The organism is Acinetobacter sp. ANC 3781, assembly GCF_004331285.1.
Classification (GTDB): domain Bacteria; phylum Pseudomonadota; class Gammaproteobacteria; order Pseudomonadales; family Moraxellaceae; genus Acinetobacter.
The window spans coordinates 57,951-73,065 of record NZ_SJOH01000005.1 but is presented as its reverse complement, the minus strand read 5'-3'; the positions used below and the strand labels follow the sequence as shown (position 1 = coordinate 73,065).

Sequence of the window (15,115 nt, the reverse complement as noted above, 5' to 3'; positions counted from 1 at the left end):
GAGGCGAATGCCACATCAGCATACTGGCATCGACAAAGCACAAATTTTGACTGAAGCTTTGCCGTATATTCAACGTTTTGCGGGTAAGACGCTAGTAGTGAAATATGGTGGCAACGCAATGACCGACCCGGAGCTGGAAAGCTCGTTTGCACGTGATATTGTATTGTTGAAAACCGTCGGTTTAAATCCAATCGTGGTGCATGGCGGTGGTCCACAAGTGGATTCATTCTTGAAGCAACTCGGTCGTGAATCTGACCGTATTGATGGCATGCGTGTAACCGATCCTGCAACCATGGAAGTGGTTGAAATGGTTTTGGGCGGTAGTGTGAACAAATCTATCGTCAACCTGATTAATCAACATGGCGGTCGTGCTATTGGGTTAACCGGTAAAGACGGTAATTTACTTCGCGCTCAAAAGCTGTTGATGGAGAAAACGGCGGAAGACGGCACAGTAAAACAGATTGATCTTGGCTTGGTCGGTGAAGTCGTTGGTGTGAAAACTGACGTACTTGAAATGTTCACGAACAGCGATTTCATTCCTGTGATTGCACCACTGGGTGTAGATGATGAAGGTAATACTTACAACATCAATGCCGATTTAGTCGCGGGTAAAGTGGCTGAAGCCTTGGGCGCAGAAAAGCTCATTCTTCTGACCAACATTACTGGTGTTCTTGACGAAAATAAAAACTTGCTCACAGGTCTAACCACTCAGGAAGTCGATCGTTTGATTGAAACCGGCGTGATTTACGGTGGTATGATTCCTAAAGTCGGTTGTGCACTGGATGCAGTGAAAGGAGGCGTAGTCAGCGCGCATATCGTGGATGGTCGTGTTCCACATGCAACCTTATTGGAAATCTTCACTGATCATGGGGTAGGGACCTTAATTACCAACCGTGCCAAGCACTAAATGAATCACTTTAAAAAGCCTCCTTGTGAGGCTTTTTTTATTGCTTTGATTAGACTAACTTATATAGAATTTTGAATGAAATTAATTATTTGAGTATTATTCCTGAACTAATGCATAAAATAGTGATGCGTATTGTAAATTGAGATTTGCAAGCCCCAGCCCAGTCATGCAAAATAGAAAATTCCTGTATTTGCTGTTTGATCAAGACTATGTGTCAGTTGCTCGGAATGAATTGTGCTACGCCAACGGATGTGACTTTCTCATTTCGTGGTTTTTCTCAACGCGCAGGCATTACCTCTGACCATTGTGACGGTTTTGGCATTGCTTTTTTTGAAGATAAAGCTTGTCGCCTTTTTGTCGATAACCAATCGGCAGTTGAATCTCCGATTGCAGAACTGGTGCGTAATTATCCAATCAAGTCACGCAATGTGATTGCCCATATTCGCAAAGCGACGCAAGGTAAAATTAATTTAGAAAACTCGCATCCCTTTAGTCGTGAACTGTGGGGACGGCAATGGATTTTTGCCCATAATGGCGATTTGCATGATTATAATCCCATTTTATCCGGTCGTTTTACCCCAGTGGGAAATACCGACAGTGAACGCGCATTTTGTTTTTTACTCGATCAGTTGGTGCATAAATTTGGTTATCATGAACCGAAACTTGATCAAATTTTTGATTTGTTAGCGGAAGTCTCTCCAAAAATAGCAGAACATGGAACATTCAATTTTTGCTTGTCGAATGGTCAGGCTCTATTTACCTATGCCATCACCAAATTGCATTGGTTAGTACGGGAATATCCATTCAAACCGGCTCAATTGATTGATCTTGATGTAGAAGTCGATTTTAGTCAGGTGACTACTCCGGAAGATCGCGTCGCAGTCATTACCACCGAACCTTTAACGCAAAATGAAACCTGGAATGCTTTTGTGCCGGGAGAGATGATCTTATTCCAGGATGGTCGACCTGTTCGAGAACAGCAGACTCATGTCGAGCGTTTAGAGCGTGAACGCTTAAATCCAGAATTAAAACGAATAACCAGAGCCGATCAATATTAAGTGATGGCTAAATATTTCTAAATCTATAGAGATGTTGATTTAACTAGCTGTATAGATTTTTTTATTGATTTATAAATTTGGTTTTCAATAAATATAATAGTATTTTCTACTTGGTTTGATGAGTTTTAAATATCATTTTTTTAAATCTTTATGTGCTATAAAAAGATTTTTTATTAAAATAATATTTAATCTTTTGTTTTTATAGATTTTCCCCTTTATAAAATATCACTTAAAACAGGATTGATTAAAGAGAATTGGTTAAAAAATACTTTATCCTTTTGATTGGGATTAACTTTAAAAACAATAGATATCATGTGCTTAAGTAATAAACTAAGTTTTTTTATTAAAACCAACCGTTTTAGTTCATTTTTATTTGTTTAAAATCAATATATTATAAATTTACGTGATGAATTGTATATATTTATAGGCGGTCGTAATGAAAATGAAATGGGTTCCAGAATATAATACTGGTATCGATGTGATTGACGATCAACACAAAAGAATTCTGGATTATATTAATGAAATTGATGATATTTCAAGTAATATGGATCGTATTCGTATTAAACAGATTCTTGAAAATATTATTGATTATACGCAGTCGCATTTTACTTTTGAAGAATCTTTGCAAGAAGAAGCCGGTTATAAATATCGTGTACCGCATAAACGTGTCCATGATTTATTTATTAAAAAGATTGAATCTTACCGTGACCGTTTTGAAATGGGACAAGCGATTGAAGGTGAGTTACATGAAGTGCTTTCAAAATGGCTGATTAATCATATTCAGCACGATGATGCCGATTATGTCGGTGCCGTAAAAGAAAATATGATGGGTATCATTAAAGAAAAAGAACAGAAAAAAGGCAAAAACTGGTTTGCTCGTTTCTTTTCATAAAAAAGATAAACGAGATAATAACAATTACAAGTCACAATAAACTTGCGCTGCAAATCATCAATAATGATGGTTTGCTTTTTCTTTTTGATTTTCCCGCATGACAAAGGCAAAATAGCGAAAGACTTTTTTTAGGAACGCATCATGCAGGACAATGCTATGTCACGATGGCTATCGCCGCTGATGGCATTTTGTTTATCTTTTATCATCATTGCCACATTGGCACCGATTGTCGGGATCCAAGTTGAACGTCAACTTGATTTCTGGTTGTTATGGTTAGGTACCATGCTTATTTTGGCATTACCGATCTGTTATTTAGAAATTGCTTTGGCGAAGCGTTCAAAAACCACTGCCTTAAATGCATTGTCCAGTTTAACGCGTGATGCAGATGCCTCGCAGAAATGGCGTATCGTCGGTTGGTTGGCCGTGGTCTTTATTCCTTTCTTGGCAGGTGGCATGCTGTCTAATGCCAGCCAGCTATTGGGGCATTTTGCCTTCAATGGGGTTGCTCCGAATCTGTTATTCGTTGGCTTGGCGATTGTTGCAATTACACTTTCATTTGCACCGCGAAAAATTATTGTCATCTTAAATGTTGTTGGAGTTTTAGCTTCCTTAATTCTAGCGAACGTGATGGGAACGGCTTTGCCTGCTTGGCAAGTGACACCCGTTGAATTTAGTGAGTGGGGCAGTGCAACCGTATTGGCACTTGTTGCCAGTGGTTTGGGTATGGGTTTGTACTGGCAAAGTAGTTTGCCTATGATTAAGCAACGAGATGTTGCAACCAAAACTGCATTACCTATTTGGATTGCACAATTATTTGCAGTGATTGCCTTTGGCTTCTTTGCTGCCAATACTGAAATTCCAAGTTTTGCCTTCGTGGTTGCTGTAGTCAGTATGGCAGCACTTTTGCTCAATATGGCACGTGAACAATTATTACAACGTCAATTGAATATCGCGATTCAATGGCTCGTGATTTTAGTTGCTGTATTTGTTTGGGCAATTCCTACAATCAGTCCAATTTTTAATACGCTACTTATGCTTTGGGGTCTCATCATTTGCTTGATCTATGCCATTTTCGCTGGTTGGGTCATGAAAATTAGCCATTTACGTAAATCGATGAATTTTAGCAATGAGCTATTTTATAACCTGTGGCGTATTGCAGTACGTGTGGTGCTGCCTGTATCGATTATCTTGGCAATAGTAGCGATTATTGGACAATGGGTCTAATGAGTAAGATACAACAGGTTTGGGTGGCATATGCAGCCCAGAATCAACAGTTTCATCTTGCTGTGCCTTTTCGACAAGGGATGACCGCTCTAGATGCGATTGAGCAAAGTGGTATACGGATACAAATTCAGTTACCCGAACCACTTTCATTGGGGATTTTTGGGATGCGATTGCAAGATCCAAATCAAATTTTGGAAGTCGGTGATCGTGTCGAGATTTATCGTGCATTAACGGTTAATCCGAAAGATATTCGTCGAAAACGTGCTGCAGAAAATCCGGTTGGACTTTATTGTCGTGGAAATCGCTTTAAACAATTGAAGTGATAAGAAAACCCCTCATTGAGGGGTTTATTTTTATTTTAAAGTGGCTATAGTGGGGGCGCAGTTAGAATCGCTTCTTTTGATCCTGGTAAGCCGGGTTGAGATTCTGGAATGGTTTCCAAGCCTTCAATCTTTTGTACTGTTCCTGTTGGATCAAAATAGATTCTTAAATGTTGACCGTGAGCTGCAGGAATGTTGGCTTTTTTAGCATATGTTCCTGGTGTGTAGTCGTAGATGTAGTCCCAACGTAAAGGATTCATTGGATCTGAAACTGTAGGGCTACCGAGCAAGAAGCGAACTTGTTGGTGGCTCATACCGACCTGAATTTTTGAAGCTTGTGCTTGAGTTAATGGTGTCCCTTGCGGAATATCAACTTTATACACGCCCAAGGTCGAACAGCCTGCGAGCAGTGAAGTGACGAACAACGTCAACATGATTTTTTGCATTTTGCTACACTATCCCAAATTAATTATGATGCATTTGATCCACCGATAGATCATACTGCATCTAAACTTTGTTGCATATTCCAACTTTAAATTTGTTGAGAGACCTTTTTACATGCCTATTTCAAATCAAGATTTACGCAAAGCTGGACTTAAAGTTACGCTTCCACGAATAAAAATATTGGAATTATTAGAAAATTCAAGACAACATCATTTAAGCGCAGAAGACATTTATAAAACTTTACTCGAACAGGGTGAAGATGTCGGTTTAGCAACTGTGTACCGCGTGTTAACACAGTTTGAAGCTGCGGGTATTATTCAGCGCCATCATTTCGAAAACAATCATTCCGTTTTTGAAATTATGCAAGAAGATCACCATGATCATATTGTTTGCCTAAATTGTAACAAAGTCGTTGAATTCATTAATGACGTAATTGAACATCAGCAACATGAAGTGGCTGAAAACTATGGTTTCACTTTGACAGGTCACTCTTTGAATCTATATGGTTACTGTGATGCACCAGAATGTCAGGACGCCTTACGTAAAAAATAATACTGACTTAAGAAATCAGTTAAAAAAAACAGGCTTACTATGAAGCCTGTTTTTTTTGCTTTTAAGCCTGACCATCGAAGGTAATGTTCGAGCTTGCATGCAATAAGCGATCCCCACCTTCTTCGGATAGCTTGATTTGCAAACGTAGATCGTTCGGTGAGTCAGCATGTTTTAATGCATCTTTATAGGTAATCTGTTTGGCTTTATACAAGTCAAACAGGGCCTGGTCAAAAGTTTGCATACCCAGTTCACGTGAACGCTTCATCAATTCTTTAATTTCATGTACATCACCTTTACGGATCATGTCTGCAATTAAAGGCGAGTTGATTAAAATTTCAATCGCTGCACGACGAGACTGCCCATCAACAGATGGAATAAGCTGTTGCGCAATCACGGCTCTTAAGTTGAGTGACAAATCCATAAATAATTGATTATGACGGTCAGCATCAAAGAAGTGAATAATCCTGTCAATGGCCTGGTTGGCGTTGTTAGCGTGTAGTGTGGCAAATACCAAGTGACCGGTTTCGGCAAAGGCAATGGCATAGTCCATGGTTTCACGCGAACGGATCTCACCAATCAAAATAACGTCGGGTGCCTGACGCAAGGTATTTTTTAAAGCAATTTCGAAAGAGTCAGTATCAATACCGACTTCACGTTGGGTAATAATACAGCCCGCGTGTTCATGAATAAATTCAATCGGGTCTTCAATGGTAATGATATGCCCTTTGGAGTTCTGGTTACGATAGCCAATAATGGAAGCCAAAGAGGTCGATTTACCTGTACCAGTCGCACCCACGAACATGATGATACCGCGCTTGGTCATGGCCAATTCTTTTAAAATAGGCGGTAACTTCAGCTGTTCCATAGTCGGAATAACGGTTTCGATCCGACGCAATACCATGCCCGGTTCATCACGCTGTTGAAATGCGCTGACACGGAAACGGGCAGTCTTGTCACGGTTGCTGATAGCAAAGTTGCATTCACGGGTTTCAGCAAATTCTTTACGCTGTTTCTCACTCATAATCGAGTTTAAAAGCTGCTCGACAATTTCCCCGGTCAGTTTGGTTTTCGCAATTGGAACAATCTGACCATTAATTTTCATCGATGGTTCAACATCGGCAGTAATAAATAAGTCGGATGCCTGCTGTTGAATCATTAAATTCAGTAAGTCGTTAAAATCCATAACTTAGCCCCAAATCCGTTTAAGCTTATAAGAATGATTCTGGTTGTTTCGCCATAGTACGGGCAGTTTGCGGGCTAATAACGCCTTTAGAGACCAGCGTTTTTAGGCTTTGATCAAGCGTGGTCATACCGTAGTTGGCACCAGTTTGAATGGCTGAATACATTTGCGCTACTTTGTTTTCACGAATCAGGTTACGGATGGCAGGAATACCGATCATGATTTCATGTGCCGCCACACGACCACCGCCATTTTTCTTCAATAATGTTTGAGAAATCACGGCTTGTAAGGATTCCGACAACATGGCACGAACCATGTCTTTTTCTTCTGCCGGGAATACGTCAATGACACGGTCAATGGTTTTGGCAGCAGAAGTGGTATGTAGGGTACCGAAAACCAAGTGACCCGTTTCGGCAGCAGTCAATGCCAAACGGATGGTTTCAAGGTCACGCATCTCACCGACCAGAATAATGTCAGGATCTTCACGCAGGGCAGAACGTAGTGCTTCGTTAAAGCCATGCGTGTCACGATGTACTTCACGTTGGTTAATCAAACATTTTTTCGATTCGTGTACAAATTCGATCGGGTCTTCGACCGTTAAAATATGGTCATAACGGTTATCATTAATATAGTCGATCATCGCAGCAAGGGTGGTTGATTTACCCGAACCGGTTGGACCTGTGACCAGTACAATCCCGCGTGGGAAATTACAAATATCTTTGAAGATTTGACCCATGCCCAGGTCTTCAATGGTCAGTACTTTTGATGGAATGGTACGGAAGACTGCACCCGCACCGCGGTTCTGGTTGAATGCATTGACACGGAAACGCGCCACACCCGGCACTTCAAAAGAAAAGTCTGTCTCTAACTTTTCTTCAAAATCACGACGCTGTTTATCGTTCATGATGTCATACACAAGTTTGTGTACTTCTTTATGTTCTAAAGCGGGTAAGTTGATACGACGAACTTCGCCATCGACGCGGATGAGTGGTGGCATACCCGCTGATAAATGTAAGTCTGATGCCCCATTTTTAGCAGAAAAGGCTAAAAGTTCAGTGATGTCCATAATTTCCCCGAGATCATTTAAATGTTATTTATTTTGTTAGAATAATAAGGCTTTCCTGGAGCTTAACCAACAGTTAGTTTAAGGGGAAAGCGAAAAATATGAATGAAAATGAGAATCTGGTCAATGAATAGTCTTCAAGCGTCACGAAATAAAGTTTTACAGCAAATTCAGGATGCATGTAAACAAGCACAGCGTGAGCCGGAAACCGTACAGTTACTGGCTGTTTCGAAGACTCATCCAAGTGAGTCGCTACGTGAAATGTACCAAGCTGGGCAGCGTGCCTTTGGAGAAAATTACTTACAAGAAGCGCTGGAGAAAATTGGAACTTTAAATGATTTAGATATCGAGTGGCATTTCATTGGCCATGTACAGCGCAATAAAACCAAACATCTGGCTGCAAATTTTGCATGGGTTCATGGGGTGGATCGGTTAATCATTGCCGAGCGGTTATCCAGTCAGCGTGAAGCCGCTCAAGCGCCGCTGAATATTTGTTTACAAGTGAATATTGATGCACAGGACACCAAAGACGGCTGTCGGCCGAGTGAAGTGGCGGAACTGGTTCAAAAGATTAGCCAATTGCCTCATTTAAAATTACGCGGTTTGATGGTGATTCCCGCACTTCACAATAGCCAAGCTTTTGCAAATGCGAAGCAGTTTTTTGACATCGTTAAAAAAGAACATGCACATCCTGAAGACTGGGATACTTTAAGCATGGGCATGTCTGGAGATATGGTAGAAGCAGTTGCAGCAGGTTCAACCATGGTTCGTGTTGGAACAGCATTGTTCGGCGCGCGAGATTATTCCAAGTAACGAATACTCAAATCCATTTTGATTATTTTGAAAACTGAACTTTAGGGTTCAGTTTTTGTTTTAAAAATTGAGCTTTCCACTAAAGTTGAGTACAAAAGGAACTGTCTAAGGACATAATCTGGATAAGAATTATTTATTCGACCAAGAAAATAGGGAAGTGTATGACGGCATATTATCAACTGATCGGGCGAAATACGGATACCACCGGAAAAGTCACTGCGCATTATTGCTCAACCATACTGGCTCAAGGGGCATGGAATGAGCATGAGCAGCATATGGCACCAGCGACTGGAATTATCTGTGCGGAATTGGACCTTTTCGCACCGCGTAGTGATATGCGCATTGGCCGGATCAGTTTAGATATTTTAGGTCTTATTCCTGCCGGAGAGTTTAGTATCACCACCAAAGTAATTCGCCCGGGCAAGACCATTGAACTGATTGAGTCAGAAATGATGGCTCAGGGTAAAACGTGTGTTGTTGCAAGAACCTGGCGCATGATGACGCAAAATAGCCAGTTGATAAAAGGCCTGGAAGATGCGCATGGAAATACGCCTGAAAATGCGCCAGTGTGGGAAGGAATTCGTCAGTGGCCGGGTGGATATATTCAGTCGATAGAAGCACGAAGTCATCAGCGTCGTGCTGGAAAGGGCATTGTTTGGCTGCGAACGCCACATGATATGGTTGAAGGTGAACCTACCAGTGATTTTGTCCGCTTAATGGGGATGGTCGATACCGCCAATGGCATTGTGCCACGTCTAGAAACACCCTTTAGCTGGGGCTTTCCTAATCTGGATTTACAGATTCATATGCACCGTTTACCGCAAGGTCAGTGGCTGGGCTTAGAAACCACACAACAATATGGAGATGATGGCATAGGTCTAACCAGTTCAGTGTTGCATGATCTTTCCGGACCCTTCGGGCGCAGTGAACAGATTCTGACTTTGCGCCCCATGGCATAGTTTTTTTGCAAATAAAGCCTAGTGCATTTTCTAGGCTTTTTTATGATTTTCGGATTTTAAAATTACCCAACCACTTGAATGGTACTCGCACCGGCACCTAACGGTTTCACCTGAATCTGTACCGGAATACGCTCATGCATTTCCTGAATATGTGAAATCAGCACCACTTTACGCCCTTGGTTTTGTAATTGATCCAATGCATTCATCACCATATACAAAGAAGATGCATCTAAAGTTCCAAAACCTTCATCAATAAACAGCGATTCGATTTTCATCGAACCTGATGCCATATTGGCAATAGCCAAAGACAAGGCTAGCGCAGTCAGGAAGGATTCACCGCCAGAAAGAGAGGAGACTGAACGGGTTTCACCATCCATATCATGATCGACAATCGCAAGGCTTAATGAGTGATCCAGACGTTTGAGGGTATAACGCTGCGACAACATGGTAAGTTGCTGATTGGCATGTTCAACCAGAATGTCCAGATTATATTGCTGAGCGTAATCACGGAATTTTTTACCGTTTGCATCCCCCATGAGTCCGGAGATTTTGCCCCAGCGGTGTTCCTGTTGCTGAATGTTTTGAATCTGATCGGCAAATTTGGCCTGCTTATCAAGATTATCGTGATGGCGTGCAAGATCGACTTTAAGTTTATCTAAGACCTCAGATTGAGCAGTTAAAGCTGCCAGATTGTCTTCAATTTGCAGTGCTAAGACATTGAACTCAATATTCGGTTGCTGGCTGAGATGCGCCGTCTGTTGCTCTTGTAAAGTTTTTAAAGCCGATGCACTTTCATTTAATAAGCGTTCAGCATTTTGCAGTTGAGACCGGATCTCTTGCTCTTGCGCAGAACTGATCTGTACTAAGTCGGTCAAATCCTGGGTTGTAAAATCTTGATGAGCTTTCAACCAGTCTTCAATTTCAACATTCAGCTGATTAATCATATTTTGGTGTTCAGCCTGTCGAGAAATCAATTGCTTCAAATCACTCTGCTGTCTTTCAAAATCGATCCTCAATCGTTCAAAACTTTGTTTTTGCTGCTGATAAGCCTGTTGTTTTTGTTGGCGGTCTTCATCATGTTGAATTAACCATTCATGCGGTTTGACTGCCGTTAAATCAGTCATCTGTTGAATCAGTTGAGTGGCAAGTTGAGTATTTTGTTGCCCTCTGGCATAGGCTTGATCACGTGCTTCGGTCGATTCATAAATGAGTTTTAGGAGGTTGTTCTGATTTGTGCTAACTAAAGTTAAAGTTTGATGAAGATTGTCTTGATCTTTAGCGACCTTATCTAAGCTGGTCAGATGTTGAGCACGATTGGATAATGCCGATAAAACGACTTTTGCTTGAGCCGTAGTTTGTGTCGTCCATTTTTGTTTTTCAGTATCACTTAAACAAGCGACGACATGCTGAACGTGTTGTTGCAAGTTTTCTGCATTGTTCAGTTGATATTGAATACTTTGAATGTGCTGGGCTAAATGATGTTGATCTTTCAGGGTCTGATTGAGTGTTGTTAATTGATCTTCACTCGCTTGTTTTGCATTTTTAAATTGAGTTAAAGCTTCTAATGCCTGTTTTTCAATATCATGAGCTGATTGTTCAAAATTGATTTGAATCTGCAAATTTGAAAACTGTTGCGCTATTTCATTTTGCTGGATTTCTAATTTTCTAATATTGCTTTGAATGTTGTTTTTGAGTTGATCTAGTTCAGATTGCGCTTTGGTTGCCTGTTGTTGGGCCATTTGCCAGTGTTGGAAATTCTCCTGCTCTTTTTGAATGGCGTGTTGTTCTTGCTGTTGTTGCAATTCAAACAAGGCTTTTGAAACTTGCGATTCGTCATTTTTATAAGGATGAGAGGTGCTACCACACACCAGACAAGGCTTATCTGCCACTAAATTGATACGTAATTGTTCAATATTTTCTGCATGCAATAAGCGCTGTTTTTGCAAAATTTCTTGCAGTTGAACCCGGTCATTTTTTGCCGTTTCAAAGGTTTTTTCTGCTTGTATATTTGCCTGATTCAGTTCAAGTACTTGTGAGCTGAATGTCTGTAATTGAGTTTGATGATGAGATAGATCCGCATGTAATTCAAAATATTGCTTTAACTTTTGTTGTGCAAGATCTAACTGATTAAGCTGGAAAATTCCTAGCTCACGCTCTGTATTTAATTTTAGCAATTGCTGTTCAATCTGCGTGACAGCACCAAATTCAGTCTGGAGCTGATCTAGTTTGCGTTGATCTTCTGCACATTTTGATTGCGCTTGGGTCAGATCTCCTAGACTTTGTTCAATCGTTTGATATTGAGTAATGAATTGCTGTAATTGTTGAATATGGGCATGAATACTTTGATCCAGCGGACTGAATTTTTCAGTTTCGGATAATTGCTTTTGAATTGCTTTTTGCTGATCGAACAGCCTTGAAATATCCAGTTCAATATTTTGTTTTTGCGCATTTAATGGTTGTTGTTGTGCATCTAATTCTACGCATCTGGTTTTCAGCTTGTTAAATTCAGCCCCAATAAAATCACGTTCTTGAATACAGCTTCGAACTTGTTTTAAAGCCTCGGCATGGGTGAATTCAAAATCTTGCAGAACTTTAAGTTCAGTGTCCACTTTTTTATACTGTTGTTGTTCATTATAAAATTGCTTTGAAACCGCATCAAAAGAATTTTGGAGTTGCTGAATATGGGGTACCAGCTGTTGTTGGGCTTTGACTAATTGAGCTTGTTGAAACACAGTTGGGCGAATACTTGAAAATACTTCTAAACGGTTCAGTTTATGACGTTCAGGGGCTAATTGTTGTTGAACACAAAATTGATCATCATAATTTTTTTGTTTGTCACTGATTTGGTTTTCCAGCTTTTGATGTTCTTCAAACCAAAGCTGTTGTTTGCTTAGATGTGTTTTTTCAGTTTCTAGTTTTTTGTATGCAATATTTGCAATTGTAAATTGCTGATTTAATTCAGTAATTGCTTCATCTGACAAAATATCAATATGACCGATCATTTCTTCGAGTTTTTTACGCTCTTTTTCAATATCGGCGGTTTTACGAAATGCAATTTCACCAATTTTGGCAAAAATATTGGAGTTGGTTAAGTATTCCAGTAAAGCGCCACGTTCATTATCTCGGGCTTTTAAAAAGGCAGTGACTTCAGATTGAGCCAGTAAAACTGCACGGGTAAATTGCTCAAAACTGAGTTGGGTGATTTTGAGGATATTGGCATCGACTGCTTTGGCTTTATCCGCAATTACCACACCATCGGTTAAACATTTTAAATGGCGTTGGACGCTTTGTAATTTACCTGTGGCACTTTCACGCGCACGTTTAATTTCCCAACGTGCCAGATAATGCTTTTGATCCTGTGCCACAAAGACCAGTTCGGCAAAACCATGTCCGGTACCACGGCGAAGCACGGTTAACGGTGAATTGGTGAGTAATTCAGAACCATCCACATCGACCAATTTGCCATCACTGCCTTTAAGACGCGGCACTTGATTGAAGAGCGCCAGACACATGGCGTCAAGAATTGTGGATTTGCCTGCACCTGTTTTGCCAATAATGGCAATCAGCCCGGCATTGGCCAAAGGTTCACTTTCAAAATCAATAAAATGTTCGCCAGCAAGAGATGCCAGATTTTTTATACGGATAGATAAAATTTTCACGGCACATCCTTAAATCGTGTTTTTATTTTCAAGCGATTGATGTGCTTCTTGCACCAGACTCTGAAAATCTTTTAACACGGCATCATCTTGTACATAACCTTTGTTTTGCCAAATTTGTTCAAACAATTTTTCTGGCGTTGGCGGTTCTAGCTGAATTTTTGTAGCGCAGTTTTGCACTTGAAGATTTTTGTACTGGCGTGAAATTTTCACCAGTCGGTAACGGTTTTTAGGCAAGGCATCTTCAAACTGTTGTCTCAAATTGGGTAGCGGAGGGGTATCGGTATGATATTCAATATCGATATATTCACGTTGGTCAATATTAGCAATTTCACCATCTGCCATCGCTTTAAGTTGGTTAAATACCTCATTCAGCTCTCCCCGAACGCGGTGCAGTTGAATGCTGCGAGGAACAGGCAAGGTTTCAAATTGAAAAGCAGATTGATCTGCTTTTGAGGGTTCAATTTTGACTTCAACCACTTGATGCTTGTAGTTAATTTCACTGAATGAAAGTGGAATCGGGGAGCCACTATAACGAATATGCGGATGCTGGACTTTTTGTGGTTTATGTAAATGTCCGAGCGCTACGTAATCAATCACATCGTCAAATAAGGCCGTAGACAAAGCCTCTTCATTGCCAATAATAATCGGGCGTTCAGAGTCGGAAGTTTCGCCGCCTTGCATATGCGCATGTGACATTAAAATGAGCGCCTGATCATCGGTTTTCCGTTTTTTGGCTTCACTAATCAGTTGCTGGTGCAAATAGCCAATCGCATTTTGGCTATTTGTAGTATGTTCATTAAAACCGGTAATTTCAGCAGCACGTAAAAAAGGCAGACTCAAACACCATGCGACAACCTTTTTATTCAGGTCATAAATCGGCAGCAGTAAACGATCGAGATCTAAAGTCTTGTCTTCCTTCCAGCGAATAACCCCAACCGTTCTGGCATTGTATTTTTCCAGTAAGGGTTCGACCTGTTCAATCCGATAACCTGAATCATGGTTACCTGCAATCATCAGCGTTTGCATATGCGGGGCAAGTGCATGCGCGTCGGCTAAAAACTGGTAAAGCTGTTTTTGTGCAGCAGATGCCGGGTTGATGACATCAAAAATATCCCCTGCAATGAGTAGGGCATTCGGTTGTTTTTGTTTGATCTGTTCAAGTAGCCAGGCTAAAAACTGTTCATGTTCATACTGGCGTGAATGGTTATAAAAAAATTGTCCCAAATGCCAATCTGATGTATGAAAAAAATGAACAGCCATGAACGCCCCAAATCACAATGCATGATGAGGCTATAAATTACCATAAATACTGCCACTTATTATGCAATTCATCGCGGGTACGACTACTTAAGTCATTCTAAACAATTAGAATTTATCTATTTTTTTATTTTGCTTTTTCATCAGCTTCAACCAGACCGAAGATATTTTGATCCAGGTCAAGAAAATATCCCTGCCAGCAACGACCGGGAATCGCAAATTTAGGCATGGCAATTTGACCACCGGCGGCAAGGATCTTCCTCGATGTTTCATCGAAATTTTCGACCAGCACAGAACAGGTAAAAGCATTGGTTCCGCAATGTGTAGGTAGTATAGCTGCAGGGCGTTTCAGTAAGCCACCTGACATGTTTTCAGTTTCGATCTGGTAATATTTAACAGGAAGACCTTCAACCTTGGTAAATTTCCAGCCAAAAACAGTCTGGTAAAAGTCAATGTCTCTGGGTGGATTTGAAGACTGGATTTCAAAGTAGACAATGTTATTCATGATGTAGCCCTGATTATTATTTGGAATATTTCAGAAAATTGATGCGATGTATTTGTTGTATGCGCAAGTTTTAATAGCTTTAAAAATAAATCAATTACCCAAAAGGATATATTTTCTTATGGAAGGAATTGTATGATAATTAATCATATTGAAATATAAAATGTTCAGTTGCGAAAAACAATTTTTATTGGGGAAACCTGCTTTAAGTAGGTTAATTATTAAGAGCGTATTGGAATGTCTTATATGGCAAAATCAGAGCATGTCATGACATTGTTTGCGCAT

At 40.4% G+C, this 15,115-nt stretch carries 14 protein-coding genes; 8 read left to right on the top strand and 6 right to left on the bottom strand.

Annotated features, from left to right (window positions below; all coding sequences use genetic code 11):
* The first annotated feature begins 7 nt into the window (after positions 1 to 7).
* From argB to E0H89_RS05190, 5 genes are all read left to right on the top strand, one after another.
* Positions 8 to 907, top strand: a complete 900-nt coding sequence (gene argB, locus E0H89_RS05210; RefSeq protein WP_131215128.1) for an acetylglutamate kinase — start codon at positions 8 to 10, stop codon at positions 905 to 907.
* A gap of 209 nt (positions 908 to 1,116) precedes the next feature.
* Positions 1,117 to 1,965: a class II glutamine amidotransferase gene (locus E0H89_RS05205; protein ID WP_131215125.1), complete on the top strand. Its 849-nt coding sequence runs from the start codon at positions 1,117 to 1,119 to the stop codon at positions 1,963 to 1,965.
* Between the two features lie 436 nt (positions 1,966 to 2,401).
* Entirely contained in the window at positions 2,402 to 2,857 is a 456-nt protein-coding gene (locus E0H89_RS05200) for a bacteriohemerythrin (RefSeq protein ID WP_131215123.1), read from the top strand.
* 141 nt (positions 2,858 to 2,998) lie between these two features.
* Positions 2,999 to 4,081, top strand: coding sequence for a hypothetical protein (locus tag E0H89_RS05195; protein ID WP_131215121.1), 1,083 nt, complete (start codon positions 2,999 to 3,001; stop codon positions 4,079 to 4,081).
* Entirely contained in the window at positions 4,081 to 4,404 is a 324-nt protein-coding gene (locus E0H89_RS05190; RefSeq protein ID WP_131215119.1) for an RnfH family protein, read from the top strand. Before E0H89_RS05195 ends, E0H89_RS05190 begins: the two co-directional genes overlap by 1 nt.
* Before the next feature lie 44 nt (positions 4,405 to 4,448).
* Here E0H89_RS05190 and E0H89_RS05185 read toward each other — a convergent pair whose 3' ends face one another.
* Complete coding sequence (locus E0H89_RS05185; protein ID WP_131215117.1) at positions 4,449 to 4,847, bottom strand: outer membrane protein assembly factor BamE; 399 nt, start codon at positions 4,845 to 4,847, stop codon at positions 4,449 to 4,451.
* Between the two features lie 112 nt (positions 4,848 to 4,959).
* Between E0H89_RS05185 and fur the strand changes: the two genes are divergently transcribed.
* Entirely contained in the window at positions 4,960 to 5,397 is a 438-nt protein-coding gene (fur, locus tag E0H89_RS05180) for a ferric iron uptake transcriptional regulator (RefSeq protein ID WP_131215115.1), read from the top strand.
* A gap of 61 nt (positions 5,398 to 5,458) precedes the next feature.
* On the opposite strand, the gene E0H89_RS05175 is transcribed toward fur, so the two are convergent.
* Positions 5,459 to 6,580 carry a PilT/PilU family type 4a pilus ATPase gene (locus E0H89_RS05175; protein WP_131215113.1) on the bottom strand — a complete coding sequence of 374 codons (1,122 nt, stop codon included), beginning with the start codon at positions 6,578 to 6,580 and terminating at the stop codon, positions 5,459 to 5,461.
* Between the two features lie 25 nt (positions 6,581 to 6,605).
* Positions 6,606 to 7,643, bottom strand: coding sequence for a type IV pilus twitching motility protein PilT (locus E0H89_RS05170; protein WP_131215111.1), 1,038 nt, complete (start codon positions 7,641 to 7,643; stop codon positions 6,606 to 6,608).
* A gap of 123 nt (positions 7,644 to 7,766) precedes the next feature.
* On the opposite strand from E0H89_RS05170, the gene E0H89_RS05165 reads away from it, so the two are divergent.
* Together E0H89_RS05165 and E0H89_RS05160 are read left to right on the top strand one after the other, a co-directional pair.
* A complete protein-coding gene (locus E0H89_RS05165; RefSeq protein ID WP_131215109.1) occupies positions 7,767 to 8,453 on the top strand; it encodes a YggS family pyridoxal phosphate-dependent enzyme in 687 nt (228 codons plus the stop codon).
* 161 nt (positions 8,454 to 8,614) lie between these two features.
* Complete coding sequence (locus E0H89_RS05160; RefSeq protein ID WP_131215107.1) at positions 8,615 to 9,412, top strand: thioesterase family protein; 798 nt, start codon at positions 8,615 to 8,617, stop codon at positions 9,410 to 9,412.
* Between the two features lie 62 nt (positions 9,413 to 9,474).
* Here the strand turns inward: E0H89_RS05160 and E0H89_RS05155 are convergent, their stop codons facing one another.
* The 3 genes from E0H89_RS05155 to E0H89_RS05145 form a co-directional block, all read right to left on the bottom strand.
* Positions 9,475 to 13,071, bottom strand: coding sequence for an AAA family ATPase (locus E0H89_RS05155; protein ID WP_131215105.1), 3,597 nt, complete (start codon positions 13,069 to 13,071; stop codon positions 9,475 to 9,477).
* A gap of 9 nt (positions 13,072 to 13,080) precedes the next feature.
* A complete protein-coding gene (locus E0H89_RS05150) occupies positions 13,081 to 14,331 on the bottom strand; it encodes an exonuclease SbcCD subunit D (RefSeq protein WP_131215103.1) in 1,251 nt (416 codons plus the stop codon).
* A 124-nt stretch (positions 14,332 to 14,455) separates the two neighbouring features.
* Complete coding sequence (locus E0H89_RS05145; protein ID WP_131215101.1) at positions 14,456 to 14,833, bottom strand: VOC family protein; 378 nt, start codon at positions 14,831 to 14,833, stop codon at positions 14,456 to 14,458.
* Positions 14,834 to 15,115: the final 282 nt, after the last annotated feature.